10 protein-coding genes are annotated in these 15,235 nt (G+C 74.8%); 9 read left to right on the top strand and 1 reads right to left on the bottom strand.

What is annotated here, in order from left to right; all coding sequences use genetic code 11:
* Window positions 1-7 precede the first annotated feature (7 nt).
* The 9 genes from EDC50_RS15180 (at window position 8) to tkt (ending at window position 12,992) form a co-directional block, all read left to right on the top strand.
* Window positions 8-1,939: a type IV pilus secretin PilQ gene (locus EDC50_RS15180; protein ID WP_123771344.1), complete on the top strand. Its 1,932-nt coding sequence runs from the start codon at window positions 8-10 to the stop codon at window positions 1,937-1,939.
* A gap of 153 nt (window positions 1,940-2,092) precedes the next feature.
* Window positions 2,093-3,085: an AAA family ATPase gene (locus tag EDC50_RS15175; RefSeq protein ID WP_123771343.1), complete on the top strand. Its 993-nt coding sequence runs from the start codon at window positions 2,093-2,095 to the stop codon at window positions 3,083-3,085.
* 171 nt (window positions 3,086-3,256) lie between these two features.
* A complete protein-coding gene (locus tag EDC50_RS15170) occupies window positions 3,257-4,180 on the top strand; it encodes a DUF58 domain-containing protein (protein WP_123771342.1) in 924 nt (307 codons plus the stop codon).
* Entirely contained in the window at window positions 4,180-4,656 is a 477-nt protein-coding gene (locus tag EDC50_RS16730; RefSeq protein ID WP_123771341.1) for a DUF4381 family protein, read from the top strand. Before EDC50_RS15170 ends, EDC50_RS16730 begins: the two co-directional genes overlap by 1 nt.
* A complete protein-coding gene (locus tag EDC50_RS15160) occupies window positions 4,653-5,672 on the top strand; it encodes a vWA domain-containing protein (RefSeq protein ID WP_123771340.1) in 1,020 nt (339 codons plus the stop codon). Before EDC50_RS16730 ends, EDC50_RS15160 begins: the two co-directional genes overlap by 4 nt.
* On the top strand, window positions 5,669-7,402 hold the full coding sequence (locus EDC50_RS15155) for a VWA domain-containing protein (protein WP_123771339.1): 1,734 nt from the start codon (window positions 5,669-5,671) through the stop codon (window positions 7,400-7,402). Before EDC50_RS15160 ends, EDC50_RS15155 begins: the two co-directional genes overlap by 4 nt.
* A 5-nt stretch (window positions 7,403-7,407) precedes the next feature.
* Window positions 7,408-9,120, top strand: a complete 1,713-nt coding sequence (locus tag EDC50_RS15150) for a BatD family protein (protein ID WP_123771338.1) — start codon at window positions 7,408-7,410, stop codon at window positions 9,118-9,120.
* Window positions 9,121-9,534: 414 nt separating this feature from the next.
* A complete protein-coding gene (locus tag EDC50_RS15145; protein WP_123771337.1) occupies window positions 9,535-10,857 on the top strand; it encodes a dicarboxylate/amino acid:cation symporter in 1,323 nt (440 codons plus the stop codon).
* Window positions 10,858-11,003: 146 nt separating this feature from the next.
* Complete coding sequence (tkt, locus tag EDC50_RS15140; protein WP_123771336.1) at window positions 11,004-12,992, top strand: transketolase; 1,989 nt, start codon at window positions 11,004-11,006, stop codon at window positions 12,990-12,992.
* Between the two features lie 233 nt (window positions 12,993-13,225).
* Here the strand turns inward: tkt and EDC50_RS15135 are convergent, their stop codons facing one another.
* Window positions 13,226-15,172 carry an acetyl-CoA hydrolase/transferase C-terminal domain-containing protein gene (locus EDC50_RS15135; RefSeq protein WP_123771335.1) on the bottom strand — a complete coding sequence of 649 codons (1,947 nt, stop codon included), beginning with the start codon at window positions 15,170-15,172 and terminating at the stop codon, window positions 13,226-13,228.
* Window positions 15,173-15,235: the final 63 nt, after the last annotated feature.

The following is a 15,235-nucleotide window of genomic DNA, read 5'->3' as shown; positions in this document are numbered from 1 at the left end:
TAGGACGATGACCGTATTCACTGCTACACCCAAGCGGCCCGCCCGGCGCCCCCTGTTGCGCAGCGGGTCGGTGGGCCTGGTGGTCGGCGCGATCGCGGCGTTCGGCGCCGTGCACGCCGCCGCGCCGAGCGCTCCCGCCGCCGCGCCGAGCGCGGTCGCCGCCGCGCCCGGCCAGGACCCGGCCAAGCAGCTGCCGGGCGCGGTCTCGGTCGACAACATCGACTTCAAGCGCGGCAGCGACGGCTCCGGCCGGCTGATCGTCAAGTTCAGCGGCGACGGCGCCGCGCCGGACCTGCGCAACCAGGGCTCCAGCGTGATCGTCGACGTGGGCAACGCGCGCCTGCCCGAGGCGCTGCGCCGGCCGTTGGACGTGGTCGACTTCGCCACGCCGGTGCAGCGCATCGACGCCCGCGCCAGCGGCGCCGGCACCCAGCTGGTGCTCGATACCCGCGGCGAGTTCGAGTCGCTGGCCTACCAGACCGGCCGCGAGTACATCGTCGAGATCGTGCCGCGCACCGGCGCGCCGAGCGGCCGGGCGGTCGGCGCGCCGCAGGGCGGCGCCAAGGGCGCGACGGCGGCGGCCGGCGTCCGCTACAGCGGCCGCCCGGTGACCTTCAACTTCCAGGACGTGCCGGTGCGCACGGTGCTGCAGCTGATCGCCGAGGAGTCCGGCCTCAACGTGGTCGCCGCGGACACGGTGCAGGGCAACGTCACCCTGCGTCTGATCAACGTGCCCTGGGACCAGGCGCTGGACCTGGTGCTGCAGGCCAAGGGCCTGGACAAGCGCCGCAGCGGCAACGTGATCTGGGTGGCGCCGCAGGCCGAGATCGCCAAGTACGAGCAGGACAAGGAGGACGCGCGCATCGCCCTGGACAACCGCGTCGACACCGTCACCGAGTACGTGCAGATCAACTACCACAACGCCGCGCAGATCTACAAGGCGCTGACCGAGGCCAAGGGCATCGGCGGGGGCGGCAACCAGGGCGGGCAGGGCACGTCGAACAACGACGGCGGGTTCCTGTCGCCGCGCGGCCGGCTGGTCGCGGACGAGCGCACCAACACCCTGATGATCAGCGACATTCCCAAGAAGGTCGCGCAGATGAAGGAGCTGATCCGGGTGATCGACAAGCCCGTGGATCAGGTGTTGATCGAGGCGCGGGTGGTGATCGCCACCGAGTCGTTCGCGCGCGAGCTGGGCGCCCGCTTCGGCATCGCCGGCCACAAGGACGGCAAGTATTTCTTCAACGACACGATCGAGAACAACGACGAGACGCGGGGCTCTTTCGTCGAAGCGGTCAATTCCGGCAGTCCGACCTTCGAGCTGAGCAAGGGCGCGATGAGCAATCTGGCGGTGCAGAACCCGGCGGGCTCTCTGGCCTTGCAGATCCTCAACGCCGGTTACGCGCTCGATATCGAGCTGTCGGCGATGCAGCAGGAAGGCCGCGGCGAAGTGATCTCCAACCCGCGCGTGGTCACCAGCAACCAGCGCGAGGCGGTGATCCGCCAGGGCCAGGAGGTCGGCTACGTGACCATCTCGCCGACCCAGGGCAGCACCACCATTCCGATTCCGAACGTGCAGTTCAAGGACGTGCTGCTGGAGCTGAAGGTCACCCCGACCATCACCTACGACGGCCGCGTGTTCCTCAACATGAACGTGAAGAAGGACGAGGTCGAGGGCTATCTCGACACCTCGATCGGCCAGGTGCCGACCATCGCCAAGCGCGAGGTCAATACCGCGGTGCTGGTCGAGGACGGGCAGACCGTCGTGGTCGGCGGCGTCTACGAGTTCCGCGACCGCAACGACATCTCCAAGGTGCCGTTCCTCGGCGACATCCCGTTCCTCGGCAACCTGTTCAAGAAGAAGGGCCGGAACAAGGACAAGGCCGAGCTGCTGATCATGGTCACGCCGAAGGTGATGCGGGTCGCGCAGCGCGGCTGAACCGCCTTGCGCTTCTTCCGGAGAGGGCCCGTTCGGGCCCTCTCCGCGTTTCCGGCCGGCTGCGGCATGAACGAGGCCGCAGCCGACTGAACCGCCGCCGTCCGCATCGGTCAAACTGGCGTCCGCTTTTTCTCATTCCTGCCCGGGACCCCGATGGACAGCCGCAGCGACGATCTGCCCCGCCTGCACGACGCCTTTCGCGCCCTGCGCGACGCGCTGGCCGCCGAGATCGTCGGCCAGGGCGCGCTGATCGAGCGGCTGCTGATCGCGCTGCTCGCCGACGGCCATCTGCTGGTGGAGGGGGCCCCGGGGCTGGCCAAGACCAGCGCGGTGCGCGCGCTGGCGGCGCGGCTGGAGGCCGACTTCGCCCGCGTCCAGTTCACCCCGGACCTGCTGCCGGCCGACCTCACCGGCACCGAGGTGTGGCGGCCGCAGGAGGGCCGCTTCGAGTTCCAGCCGGGGCCGGTCTTCCACCCGATCCTGCTTGCCGACGAGATCAACCGCGCCCCGGCCAAGGTGCAGTCGGCGCTGCTGGAGGCGATGGGCGAGCGCCAGGTCACGGTCGGGCGCGCGACCTACGCGCTGCCGCCGCTGTTCCTGGTGATGGCGACGCAGAACCCGATCGAGCAGGAAGGCACCTTCCCGTTGCCGGAAGCGCAGCTCGACCGGTTCCTGATGCACGTGCGCATCGGTTACCCGCAGGCCGCGGCCGAGGCCGAGATCCTGCGCCTGGCGCGCGAACGCGCGCGCGCCTCGCTGCACGCGCCCGCCGCGCCGCCGGTGCGGATGCCGCAGGCGGACGTGTTCGCGGCGCGCGCCGCGGTGCTGGACCTGCACCTGGCGCCGGCCGTGGAGCGCTACCTGATCGAACTGGTGCTGGCCTCGCGCGAGCCGGCGCGCTACGACGCCGCCCTGGCCCGGCGCATTGCCTGGGGCGCCAGCCCGCGCGGCTCGATCGCGCTGGAGCGCTGCGCGCGCGCGCGCGCCTGGCTGGGCGGCCGCGATTTCGTCACCCCCGACGACGTGCGCGCGGTGGCGCCGGACGTGCTGCGCCATCGCATCCTGCCCAGCTACGAAGCCACCGCCGAGGGCTGGGACGGCGAGCGCCTGGTCGCGGAACTGCTGCAGCGCGTGCCGCTGCCGTGACGTGCCTGGGGGCTTTCTGGCCAGGGGTTTTGCGCGGATGGGCGCGGACGCAACCCCCCTGCCGCGGATGACCGGCGGCGGTCTGCGCGGCGGCCGCCTTCGGCGGCGGCACGCATCGGATTGCGCCGTCCGTGTTCATCCGCGCGAATCACATGGCGAAGAGGACGGGCGATGACCGAATCGCGGCGTAGCGACATCCCGGGTGATGGCGTCCGCCCCACGCTGGCGGAGCTGGTCGCGTTGCGCGGTGCGGTCGCCGGACGGCGCGCCGCGCCGCGCGGCCGCTACGGCGCCAGCGGCCCGGCGCTGTCGCCGCTGCGCGGGCGCGGCATGGAATACGCCGAGTCGCGCGAATACGTGGCCGGCGACGACGCGCGCCACATCGACTGGCGCCTGACCGCGCGCACCGGCCGCGCCCACACCAAGCTGTACCAGGCCGAACGCGAGCGGCTCAGCCTGGTCGTCGCCGACACCGCCGCCGCGCTGTACTTCGGCACGCGCGTGCGGTTCAAGTCGGTGCAGGCGGCGCGCGCCGGCGCGATCGCGGCCTGGGCGGCGGTGCGCGACGGCGACCGCGTCGCCGCGCTGCGCGGCAGCACGAGCGAGGCGCCGGTCACGCCCGCCGCCGGCCCGCGCGGCGCGCTGCGCGTGCTCGATGCGTTGGCCCGGTGGTACGCGCAGCCGCCGCAGGACGACGCCGGGCTCGGCGTCGCGCTCGACCATGCGGCGCGCCTGCTGCGGCCCGGCTCGCGCCTGGTCGTGCTGGCCGATCCGCACAGCGTCGCCGCGCTGCCGGAACGGCGCTGGCCGATGCTGGCGCAGCACCACGAAGTGATCGTGCTGCTGCTGACCGACCCGCTCGAGACCGCCCCGCCGCAGGCGCTGCTGCCGTTCCGCAGCGGCGCGGCGCGGGTGGAACTGGACCTCGGTGCGGCGGCGGTGCGCCAGCGCTGGCGCCAGCGCTTCGCCGCCCCGGTCGAGCGGGCCCTGGCGGGCCTGCCCGCGCGCGGCGTACGAGTCCAGGCGTTGTCCACCGACGCGGCCAGCGAATCCTGGCTGCCGTTGCTCGGCCGCTCCCGGCCGCTGGTGGTGTGATGGGCGCCGCCCTGGTCCTGCGCGACATCCACCAGCCGCCGCCGCCGCCGTGGTGGCCGCCGGCGCCGGGCTGGTGGCTGCTGGCGGCGCTGGTGCTGGCGCTGGCGGCCTGGGGCGCCTGGCGCGGATGGCGGCGGCGCGCACGCCGGCGCGCGCTCGCGGCCTGGTTCGACCGCGCCCTGGCCGAGGCCGGTTCGCCGCCGGCGCAGGTCGCGGCGATCTCGGAACTGTTGCGCCGCGCCGCACGCCGGCGCGACCCGCGCGCCGACCGCCTGCAAGGCGAAGAATGGCTCGCGTTCCTCGACGCGTCGCCGCCCGGCCGCCGCGCTCGGCGGGCGCCGTCGAGCGCGTTCCGCGACGGCCCCGGCCGACTGCTGCTCGACGGCGCCTACCGGCGCGACGTCGATCCGCGCGCGGTCGCGGCGCTGCGCGCGCTGGCGCGGGTGCGCTTCCTGCAGTGGATGGACGCGGCATGAGCGAGTTGCTGCTGGCGCCGTGGACGTGGCTGCGCGAGAGCTTCGCCTGGCCCTGGTGGCTGCTGGCGCTGCCGCTGCCTGGGCTGGTGCGGCGCCTGGCGCCGCCGGCGCGCGCGGGCGGCGCGGCGTTGCGCGTGCCGTACGGGGAAACGCTGGCGGCGCTGGCGCGCGGCGGCGGCCATCGCGGTGCCGGCGGCGGCGTCAGCCCTTGGCTGTGGCTCGCCTGGCTGCTGCTGTGCGTGGCGGCGGCGCGGCCGCAGCAACTGGGCGAGGCGGTGCGGCCGCCGCACGCCGGGCGCGACCTGATGCTGGCGCTGGACCTGTCCGGCAGCATGCGCGAGCCCGACATGGAGCTCGGCGGCCAGGCCGTCGACCGGCTGACCGCGGCCAAGGCGGTGCTGGCGGACTTCCTCGACCGGCGCCGGGGCGATCGCGTCGGCCTGATCGTGTTCGGCCGCCGCGCCTACGCGCTGACGCCGCTGACCCACGATCTGGCCTCGGTGCGCCAGCAACTGGACGACAGCGTGATCGGCCTGGCCGGGCAGGAGACCGCGATCGGCGATGCGATCGCGCTCGCGGTCAAGCGCCTGCGCCGGCAGCCGGCGGAGCAGCGCGTGCTGGTGCTGCTGACCGACGGCGTCAACACCGCGGGCCTGCTCGAGCCGCTCAAGGCCGCCGAACTGGCCCGCGCCGACGGCGTGCGCATCCACACCGTGGCCTTCGGCGGCGAAGGCTCGCTGTCGCTGTTCGGCCTGCGCGTGCCGCTGCCCGGCGCCGGCGACGAGATCGACGAGGCGGCGTTGCAGGCGGTGGCGCGCGCCACCGGCGGGCGCTTCTTCCGCGCCCGCGACACCGCGCAACTGGCGGGCATCTACGCCGAGATCGACCGGATCGAGCCGGTCGCGCGCGCGGGCCAGGCGGTGCGCCCCCGGGTCGAGCGCTACGCCTGGCCGCTCGCGGGGGCGCTCGCCTGCGCGGCGCTCGCGCTGCTGTGGCCGCGGCGGAGGCGCGCATGATGCCCGAGCTCGGACCGCTGCATTTCCTGCGCCCGCATTGGCTGTGGGCGCTGCTGGCCTTGGCGCCGTTGGCCTGGGCCTGGCGCGCGCGGCGCCGCAGCGGCGGGGTCTGGCAGCGGGTGGTCGATCCGCATCTGCTGCCGCATCTGCTCGAACGCGGCGGCGACCGGCGCGCGCGTGCGGCCGGCGCGCTGGCGGCCTTCGCTTGGGTGCTCGCGGTGCTGGCGCTGGCCGGGCCGAGCTGGCGCCAGGACACGCAGCCGCTGTGGCAGGGCGGCACGCCGCTGGTGGTCGCGCTCGATCTGTCCAGCGCGAGCAACGCCGCCGACCTGCCGCCGTCGCGGCTGGCGCAGGCGCGCGCCAAGATCGCCGCGCTGCTGCGCGCGCGCGCCGCCGGCCAGGTGGGCCTGGTCGCCTACGCCGGCGACGCCTTCACCGTCGCGCCGCTCACCGACGATGCCGGCAACGTCGCCCTGTTCCTGGACGCGCTCGCGCCCGAGGTGATGCCGGTGGACGGCCAGCGCGCGGACCGCGCGATCGCGCAGGCGCGGCGGCTGCTGCGCCAGGCCGGGTTCGAGCGCGGCGCGATCCTGTTGCTCACCGACCACGCCGATGCGGCCGCGCGCGGGGCGGCGGCGTCGGCGGCGCGCGCCGGCTATCGCGTCTTCGCGCTCGGCCTGGGCCGCGCCGAGGGCGCGGCCTACCGGCGCGGCGACGGCACGCTGGCGCGGACTCGATTGGACGCGGCCTCGCTGCGCGCGCTCGCCGCGGCCGGCGGCGGCCGCTACGCCGCGATCGCCGGCGACGACGGCGACGGCGACCTGCGCGCGCTCGGCGTGCTGACGCCCGGCGCCGGCGAAGCGATGCCGGGCGGCGAGCGCGGTGGCCGAAGCTGGCGGGACGAAGGCTACTGGTTGCTGCCGCCGCTGCTGCTGCTCGCGCTGTTCGCGTTCCGTCGCGGCGGCGCCGTGGCGGCGCTGCTGCTGTGCCTGTGGCTGCCGTGGCAGCCGGCCCGGGCCGTCGAGCTGTGGCGCCGGCCGGACCAGGCCGCGCATGCGCGCATGGCCGAGGCCGCGCAGGCCTACCGGCGCGGCGACTACGCGCGCGCGGCGGCGCTGTACGCGGGCGTCGGCACCGCCGACGCGCACTACAACCGCGGCAACGCCCTGGCCAAGGCCGGGCGCTACCCGCAGGCCCTCGCCGCCTACGACGAAGCGCTGAAGCGCGCGCCGCGCATGGCCGACGCGCTCGCCAACAAGCGCGCGGTCGAGGCGGCGATGAAGCCGCGCCCGCCGCCGCGCGGCGCCGACGACTCGCAGCGCCCTGGGTCGCAGGGCGGGGGCGATGGCGCGTCGGCCGGCGCGCCGCAGCCGCAAGCCGCGCAGGACCGGCCGTCGCAGCGCCAGGCGCAGCGCTCCCCCGCGGACCGCGCCGAACCAGGCGCGGCGCCGGGGAAAGCGCCCGCGCCGCGGCCGGCCGACGCACGGCGCCAGGCCGCGGCCGACGCCGCCCAGCGCGAACGCATGCAGCGCGCGCTGCAGCGGGCCGGGCGAGGCGCGCCGCGCGACGGCGCGCGCGAGCCGGCGGAGGCGGAGACGCCCGGGCAGCGCGAGCGCCGCCTCGCCAACGAAGCTTGGCTGCGGCGCGTGCCGGACGATCCCGGCGGGCTGCTGCGCGAGAAGTTCCGCATCGAGTACGAGCGTCGCCGCAACGGCGGCACGGAGGAATGAGGACGATGCGTATCGCCGCCGACCGTTCCGCGCCTGTCCGGGCGCGTCCGCTTCGAACCGGCCTGTTCCGGGCCTGCCTGTTCCTGCTGCTCGCGTTGCCGGGCCTGGACGCCTTGGCGCAGGCGCGCGCCTGGCTCGACCGCGATCGCATCCATGCCGGCGAGACCGTCACCCTCAACGTCGAGACCGCCGAGGCCGGCGCCGAGCCCGACTACGCGCCGTTGCAGGCCGGGTTCGAGCTCAGCGCGCGCACCAGCCGCCGCGAGTTCGAACTGGCCAACGGCCGCGCGCGCACGCGCACGCTGTACGCGGTCGCGCTGAAGCCGCGCCGCGCCGGCGCGATCGCGGTGCCGGCGCTGCGCGTGGGCGGCGCGCGCACCGCACCGCTGCTCCTGACCGTCGAACCGGCGCCCGCCGCGGCGCCGGCACGCGCCGGCGAGGACGTGTTCATCGAGAGCGAAGCCGACGACGCCGACCCCTACGTGCAGCAGGCGGTGGGCTGGGTGGTGCGCCTGTATTCGGCCGCGCCGCTGGTCTCCGGCCAGCTCGACCAGCCCGCGCCGGAGGGCGCGACGCTGCAGCGGGTGGGCGACGACGTGCAGTACACGCGCGAGGCCGCCGGCCGCCGTTACCACGTGGTCGAGCGGCGCTTCCTCCTGATTCCCGAGCGCAGCGGGACGCTGGCGGTGCCGGGCGCGCGCTTCGAGGGCCGCGGCACCGGCGGCTTCTTCGACGACCTGTTCGGCGACCGCGGCGGCGAACTGCAGGCGCAGGCGGCGCCGCGCACGCTGCAGGTGCGGCCGATCCCGCAGGATGCGCCGCAGCCCTGGCTGCCACTGCAGGACCTGACGCTGCGCTACCGCGCCGCGCCGCAGGGCCTGCGCGCCGGCGCCGCCGCGGGCCTGACCATCGAGCTGGAAGCCGATGGCGCCACCGCGGCGCAACTGCCCGCGGTCGAATTGCCGCCGATCGACGGTGCGCAGGTGTTCGCCGATCCGCCGCAGGTGGACGAGCGTATCGTCGACGGCCGGCCGCACGCCAAGCTGACCCGGCGCTTCGCCCTGGTGCCCGCGCGCGCGGGCCCGGTGCGGCTGGACGGCCTGCGCCTGCCGTGGTGGGACGTGCGCGCCGGCGCCGCGCGGACGGCCACGCTGCCGCCGCTGCGCTGGCAGGCGGCGCCCGCGGTCTCCGGCCAGGCCGCGGACCGGCCCGCCGCCGCGGTGCCCGAGGCGGCGCCGGACACGGCCGCGCCGGCGCGCGGCGCCGCGGCGCAGGCCTTCGCCGCGCACCGCGGCTGGATCCTGGCGACCCTGGCGTTCGCGGCGCTGTGGCTGTTCACCCTGGTCTGGGGGTTGCACCGCGGCGCACCGGCCGAACCGAAGCCGGCGGGCACGGCGCCGCAGCCCGGATCCGCGCCGCCGCGCCGCGACGCCGCCGCGCTCCGGCGCGTGCTCGACACCGGCGACCTGGGCGAAGTCGCGCAGGCGTTGTGCGCGCTGGCGCAGCCGCCGGCGGCGAGCATCGATGAACTCGTCGCGCGCATCGACGACGCCGGGCAGCGCGACGCGTTGCGGGCGCTGCAGCGCGCCCGCTGGGCCGACGGCGATGCGGCCAACGCGCGCACCTTGCTGCGGCGCGCGTTCGCGCGTCCCCCGCGCTGGCGCGGCGACGGCGATCGCGTGGAGGAGCCGCTGCCGCCGCTGTATCCGCCGCGCTGAGCGTGCGCGGCCGCATGGTCGCAGCGAACGCGCGACGCGCCCGACGCGCTCGCGACCGGGCGTGGAAAACGGGCAAGACGGCGGGGCCGCGGCGATCGCGGCGTTCGCCGCCGGCTCGGCCCGCTACGCCCGCCGCAGCGCGGCATGCGCCGGCGACCTCGCCCCGCGACGACCATGCCCGCCATGCGGGGACGCGGCGCCCTTGCGCCTGGGAATGCGATTTCGGCGCCGCGAGCGCGACCCGTCGGTATGCGGCCGCCGGCAAGCGAAAGCGATCCCTCGCCGCGCCGGCGGCACCGGTCCGACCCGGACGCGCGCGCGTGCCGGCCGAGGCGCCGCGCGCGTCTGCGGCCACCGCGGCCGTCCGGCCGGGTTTGCTAAGCTCCCGCGGTTCGAGACCCGGAGTACGACACGATGACCGAGCCCCGCGCCGCCGCCGGCCACGGCAGGAGCAAGCTGCCGCTGCACTGGAAGATGGCGATCGGCTTCTTCGCCGGCCTGCTGCTCGGCCTGCTCGTGCACTACGGCGTCGGCGCCGACGCCCCCTGGGTACAGCGGTTCACCGCCTACGTCACCCAGCCCGCCGGCACCTTGTTCCTGCGCCTGATCTTCATGCTGGTGCTGCCGCTGCTGTTCTCGGCGCTGGTGATCGGCGTGGCCGAGATGGGCGACGTGCGCGCGCTGGGCCGGATCGGCTGGCGCAGCCTGGGCTACACCGTGGTGGTGTCCGGCATCGCGGTGCTGCTCGGCATCGCGCTGGTGAACTGGCTGCGCCCGGGCGCGGGCATCGACCCGGCGCGTGCGCAGCAGCTGCTCGCCGAGGGCTCCGAGCGCGCCAGCGCGATCGTCGGCAGCGCCGGCAAGCAGCCCGGCGGGGCCGACATGCTGCTGTCGATCGTGCCGGACAACGTGGTCAAGGCCGCGGCCGACAACACCATCCTGGCGGTGATGTTCTTCGCGCTGATGCTCGGCGTCGGCCTGGTGCTGACCCGCAACAACCAGGCCACCGCGACCCTGCAGCGCGGCATCGAGGGCCTGTTCGAGGTGTCGATGACCCTGATCGGCCTGGTCATCCGCCTGGCGCCGTACGCGGTGTTCTGCTTCATGTTCAACCTGGCGGTGCTGTTCGGCTGGGAGCTGCTGCGCAGCCTCGGCGCCTACGTCGGCGTGGTGATGCTGGCGCTGGCGATCCACATGTTCGTGGTCTATTCGCTGGTGCTGAGGTTCGCCGGCGGCTATTCGCCGGCGCGCTTCTTCAGGAACGTGCAGGAAGCGATGGTGATGGCGTTCTCCACCGCCTCGTCCAACGCCACGCTGCCCACCGCGCTGCGCGTGGCCGAGGAAAAGCTCGGCCTGCCGCACAAGGTCTCGCGCTTCGTGCTCACCGTCGGCGCCACCGCCAACCAGAACGGCAGCGCGCTGTTCGAGGGCGTGACCGTGCTGTTCCTGGCGCAGTTCTTCGGCGTGGAGCTGACCCTGGCCCAGCAGCTGACGGTGATGTTCGTCTGCATCCTCGGCGGCGTCGGCACCGCGGGCGTGCCGGCCGGCACCCTGCCGGTGATCGCGCTGATCTGCGGCATGGTCGGCGTGCCGCCGGAGGGCATCGGCCTGATCCTCGGCGTCGACCGCTTCCTCGACATGTGCCGCACCACGGTCAACGTGACCGGCGACCTGGTGCTGGCCACGGCGATCTCGCGCGGCGAGGAGGCTCCGGTCGCCGCGCCGGCGCGGGACTGAGGCGCGCGCGGCCGCGTCTGCGGCGCCGCGGCGGCCGGCGACGGCGCCCGCGGCGCGACAGGGGCGCGCCGGGATGGGACAATAGCGCGCCGCCCGGCCCGTCCGCCCGGCGCGCGCCTTCTCCCGCCGACCCCGCACCCGACTCCATGACGACGCCCAGCCGCCGCGATCTCGCCAACGCCATCCGTTTCCTCGCCATCGACGCGGTGCAGGCCGCCAACTCCGGCCACCCCGGCATGCCGATGGGCATGGCCGACATCGCCGAAGTGCTGTGGAACGACTACCTCCGCCACAACCCGGCGAACCCGAAGTGGTTCGACCGCGACCGCTTCATCCTCTCCAACGGCCACGGCTCGATGCTGCAGTACGCGCTGCTGCACCTGTCCGGCTACCCCCTGCCGATCGAGGAGCTGAAGAACTTCCGCCAGCTCGAGTCGATGACCCCGGGCCACCCGGAGAACTTCATGACCCCGGGCGTGGAGACCACCACCGGTCCGCTCGGCCAGGGCTTCGCCAACGCGGTCGGCATGGCGCTGGCGGAGAAGCTGCTGGCGCAGCGCTACAACAAGCCCGACCTGACCGTCGTCGACCATCGCACCTGGGTGTTCATGGGCGATGGCTGCCTGATGGAGGGCATCTCGCACGAGGCCGCCTCGCTCGCCGGCACCTGGGGCCTGCACAAGCTGGTCGCGTTCTGGGACGACAACCGGATCTCGATCGACGGCGACACCGCCGGCTGGTTCACCGACGACACCCCGGCGCGCTTCGAGGCCTACGGCTGGAACGTGATCCGCGGCGTCGACGGCCACGACAGCGCGTCGATCAAGGCCGCGATCGAGCAGGCCCTGCGCTCGATCGACAAGCCGACCCTGATCTGCTGCCGCACCACGATCGGCTTCGGCTCGCCGAACAAGGCCGGCAAGGAATCCAGCCACGGCGCGCCGCTGGGCAAGGACGAAGTCGCCGCCACCCGCGACGCGCTCGGCTGGCGCCACGGCGCGTTCGAGATTCCCGACGAGATCTACGCCGGCTGGCGCCGCGACGACGGCGCCGCGCGCGAGGCGGAGTGGAATCGCCGGGTCGAGGCCTACGAGCGCCAGTACCCGGAGCTGGCCGCCGAGCTGCGCCGCCGCGTACGCGGCGAGCTGCCGGCGGACTTCGCCGCCGCCGCGCAGGCCTACATCGACAAGCTGCAGGCCGAGGGCCCGGCCGTCGCCTCGCGCAAGGCGTCGCAGATGGCGATCGAGACCTTCGCGCCGCTGCTGCCGGAGCTGGTCGGCGGCTCGGCCGACCTCGCCCACTCCAACCTGACCCTGTGGAAGGCCAGCAAGTCGGTCGCCAGCGACGATCCGGACGCCAACTACGTCTACTACGGCGTGCGCGAGTTCGCGATGACCGCGATCAGCAACGGCCTAGCGCTGCACGGCGGCTTCATCCCGTTCGACGCCACCTTCCTGGTGTTCAGCGACTACGCCCGCAACGCGGTGCGCATGAGCGCGCTGATGAACGCGCACGCGATCCACGTCTACACCCACGACTCGATCGGCCTCGGCGAGGACGGCCCGACCCACCAGCCGGTCGAGCACCTGGCCTCGCTGCGCTACATCCCGCACAACGACGTGTGGCGCCCGTGCGACGCGGTCGAGTCGGCGGTGGCGTGGAAGGCGGCGATCGAACGCCGCGACGGTCCCAGCTGCCTGGTGTTCTCGCGCCAGAACCTGCCCCACCAGCCGCGCGACGCGCGGCAGCTGGCGGACGTCGCCCGCGGCGGCTACGTGCTGCGCGACAGCGCCGGCACGCCGGAGATCATCCTGATCGCGACCGGTTCGGAGGTCGGCCTGGCGATGCAGGCCGCCGAGCGCCTGGGCGACAAGGCACGGGTGGTGTCGATGCCGTCCACCGACGTGTTCGATCGCCAGGACGCCGCCTACCGCGAGTCGGTGCTGCCCAAGGCCTGCCGCAAGCGCGTGGCGATCGAGGCCGGGGTGAGCGACTTCTGGCGCAAGTACGTGGGCCTCGACGGCGCGGTGGTGGGCATCGACCGCTTCGGCGCCTCGGCGCCGGCGGAGAAGCTGTTCCCGCACTTCGGCTTCACCGTCGAGCGCGTGGTCGCGGTGGCCCGGGCGCTCGACTGACCCGGGCGACGCCGGCGGCGGGCGCAGCGCGTTCCGCCGCCGGCGCGTCCCGCTCCGCGTCCCGGCGCCAGCCCGGTTTATGCGCGGGCGCATGCGGAGCGGGGAATCGAGGCGCAAGATCGGCCGCGGCCCGCCGACCGCGCGGCGATGCCTGCCCGGCTTCATTCCTGCGTTCGTTCCGTGCCGGCTCGCCGGCCGCGGCCGAAAGGACGTGCGCGGTGCCGCGGCGGCGCTCAGGCGGTCGCGCGCAGGCCCAGCGCCAGCAGCCGCGCTTGCAGGCGTTCGCCCAGGCCGCGCGGCGCGTCCAGCGCCATGCGCCGCATCGCTTCGCCGTCGGCCGTGGCGCCCGGGGCGAGCGCGCGCAACGCGGTGCGCAGCTTGCCGCCGCGCGTGGCGGTGTTCGCCTTCAGCCAGGCCAGCGCCTTGACCAGGCGCTGCTCGACCTCGGTGAAGTCGCTGCCGAGCGGGTAGTCGGGCAGGGTGCCGTCGCGGCGCAGCGGCGCCAGCGCGGCGCGCAGCCGCGCCGGGGTGTTGCCCGCCGCTTGCGCCGGCAGGGCGAAATCGCGGCGCAGCTTGCGGTGGCGCTGCGCGGTCTCGATCAACCCGGCCTGGAAGCGCGCGTCGGCGATCGCCGCCATCGCCGCGATGCAATCCTCGTCGTTGCGCCCGCGCAGGTCGGCGATGCCGTATTCGCTGACGTAGACGTCGCGCAGGTGGCGCGGGATGGTCGTGTGGCCGTAGTTCCAGACGATGTTCGAGGTGGTGCGGCCGCCGGCGTCGCGGCTCGCCCGCAGCATCAGCACCGAGCGCGCGTCTGGCAGGGCGTGCGCCATCGCCACGAAGTTGTACTGGCCGCCGACGCCGGACACCACGCGCCCGTCCTCGAGCGCGTCGGACACCGCCGCGCCGAGCGCGGTCGCCATCATGCAGGTGTTGAAGAAGCGCGCGCGGCGGCGCTGCAGGCGCTCGAGGACCTCGTGGCCGCCGTAGAGCTCGTTCACCTCGCCGACGCGCTTCATGCCGATCGCGCGCCGCGTTCCGGCCGGCAGCTCGCGCAGCCAGCGGTAGAACTCGGGCGACCCCAGATAGAACGCGCCGTGCAGGAACTCGCCCTCGCGCTCCAGGCGTTCGCGGTCCGCGGCGTCGGCGCTGCCGTCGGCGAGACGGCGCATCAGCGCCTCGTCGTCGACCACCTTGCGCCGGATCACGCCGACCTCGACCAGGCGGCGGAAGCCCTCGTTGAGCATCTCGCTGCAGCCGTACAGGCCCTCGGCGAACGGCGCCAGCGCGGGATCGTCCGCGGCCGGCGCGCCGAGCGCGCGCAGCACCCGGCGATAGGCGGCGTTGTCGCGGTGGCGCAGCGCCAGCGCATGGCACAGCGCGTCGGCCAGCGCGCCGATGCCGATCTGCAGGGTGCCGCCGTCGGCGACCAGCGTGCTGGCATGGAAGCCGATCGCGTAGTCGGCGTCGCTGACCGGCTGCCGCGGCAGGCCGAACAGCTTCGGATACGGGCCCGGCGGCGTCACCACGGCATCGAAGAAGTCGGCGTCGACCGCGGCGCTGCCGTCGAGCCAGGGCAGTTCCGGATCGACCTCGGCGATCAGCAGCGGCCGCGGCTTGCCGGCGGCGGCCAGCGCGTCGACGGCGTCCAAGGTCAGGTCGGTGTTGCACGACAGCGACAGCCGCGGCGCGCGGCCGGGCGGCGGCTCCGGCTCGCGCGCGACCTTCTGCACGATGGCGTTGAGGCCGCGCCCGGCCAACGCGCGCGCGACGTGGGTGTAGTTGAGGCTGGCGTAGTGCCGCTGCGCCTGGCCGGAGCCGAGCAGCGCGCCGGACTGCAGGTAGAACTCCTCGACCACGACGTGCGCCGGCAACGCGTCGCGCTTGAGCGCTTGCACGTAGGCCAGGCGCGGGAAGTCCTCGCCGAAGTGGCGGCGTACGAACGGATCGAGGAAGCGCGCCTCCAGCCCGCGGCCCGCGCCCGGCGGATCCAGCGACAGCGCGGTGTACAGATGCAGCGGCCGCGCCGGCTCGCGCTCGACCCGCGCGTACAGCGCGTTGAGCAGCCGGTGCGGCTTGCCCAGGCCGAGCGGCGCGCCGACGTGCAGCGGCCCGGGGATGCGTTGGAGAAGGAAGTCGACGGCGGCGTCGAGCGAGTCCAGCTGCAGGGGCGTCGGCATGGCGCCAGTATCGCACCGCCGGCGGACGGCGCTTGACGGCGTCGTTTACATGTGTAATCTGGG

It is taken from the genome of Vulcaniibacterium tengchongense, assembly GCF_003814555.1.
Classification (GTDB): domain Bacteria; phylum Pseudomonadota; class Gammaproteobacteria; order Xanthomonadales; family Xanthomonadaceae; genus Vulcaniibacterium; species Vulcaniibacterium tengchongense.
This window is presented reverse-complemented; position numbering and strand designations above follow the sequence as displayed.

Bases quoted from the DNA above. Each gene is read 5' to 3' on its own strand.
- tkt (WP_123771336.1), top strand. From the start codon at position 11,004: ATGACGACGCCCAGCCGCCGCGATCTCGCCAACGCCATCCGTTTCCTC.
- EDC50_RS15175 (WP_123771343.1), top strand. From the start codon at position 2,093: ATGGACAGCCGCAGCGACGATCTGCCCCGCCTGCACGACGCCTTTCGC.
- EDC50_RS15170 (WP_123771342.1), top strand. From the start codon at position 3,257: ATGACCGAATCGCGGCGTAGCGACATCCCGGGTGATGGCGTCCGCCCC.
- EDC50_RS16730 (WP_123771341.1), top strand. From the start codon at position 4,180: ATGGGCGCCGCCCTGGTCCTGCGCGACATCCACCAGCCGCCGCCGCCG.
- EDC50_RS15145 (WP_123771337.1), top strand. From the start codon at position 9,535: ATGACCGAGCCCCGCGCCGCCGCCGGCCACGGCAGGAGCAAGCTGCCG.
- EDC50_RS15150 (WP_123771338.1), top strand. From the start codon at position 7,408: ATGCGTATCGCCGCCGACCGTTCCGCGCCTGTCCGGGCGCGTCCGCTT.
- EDC50_RS15135 (WP_123771335.1), bottom strand. From the start codon at position 15,172: ATGCCGACGCCCCTGCAGCTGGACTCGCTCGACGCCGCCGTCGACTTC.
- EDC50_RS15160 (WP_123771340.1), top strand. From the start codon at position 4,653: ATGAGCGAGTTGCTGCTGGCGCCGTGGACGTGGCTGCGCGAGAGCTTC.
- EDC50_RS15155 (WP_123771339.1), top strand. From the start codon at position 5,669: ATGATGCCCGAGCTCGGACCGCTGCATTTCCTGCGCCCGCATTGGCTG.
- EDC50_RS15180 (WP_123771344.1), top strand. From the start codon at position 8: ATGACCGTATTCACTGCTACACCCAAGCGGCCCGCCCGGCGCCCCCTG.